At 69.9% G+C, this 498-nt stretch carries 1 protein-coding gene; it reads left to right on the forward strand.

The annotated features are described in order from the left end of the window. The coding region (locus ACFHWS_RS28560) for a glycogen/starch synthase (protein ID WP_416569592.1) at positions 1 to 498 on the forward strand (498 nt) is incomplete at both ends.

Genomic DNA, 498 nt, shown 5'->3' on the forward strand with positions numbered 1-498 from the left:
CTGATGCTGTCCTGGGAGTACCCACCCGTCGTGGTGGGCGGACTGGGCCGGCACGTACACGCCCTCTCCGTCGCCCTGGCCAACGCCGGCCACGAGGTCACCGTCGTCACCCGCCACGCCCCCGGCGCCCCCCTCGAGGAATACGCCGACGGCGTCCGCATCATCCGCGCCGCCGAGGACCCACCCCTGTTCCCCCTCGCCACCCCCAGCCTCCTCGCCTGGACCATGGCCTTCAACCACACCCTCACCCGCGCCGCCCTCCGCGCCACCCAGACCGCCGAATACGACGTCATCCACGCCCACGACTGGCTCGTCACCCACACCGCCATCACCCTCAAGGAACACCTCGACATCCCCCTCATCGCCACCATCCACGCCACCGAAGCCGGCCGCCACCAGGGCTGGCTCCCCGACGAGATGAACAAGTCCATCCACTCCATCGAACACTGGCTCGGCCACGAGTCGTGCCGGGTGATCACCTGCTCCGGCTACATGCGC

This window comes from Micromonospora sp. LOL_013, from assembly GCF_048060315.1.
Classification (GTDB): Bacteria; Actinomycetota; Actinomycetes; order Mycobacteriales; family Micromonosporaceae; genus Micromonospora_E.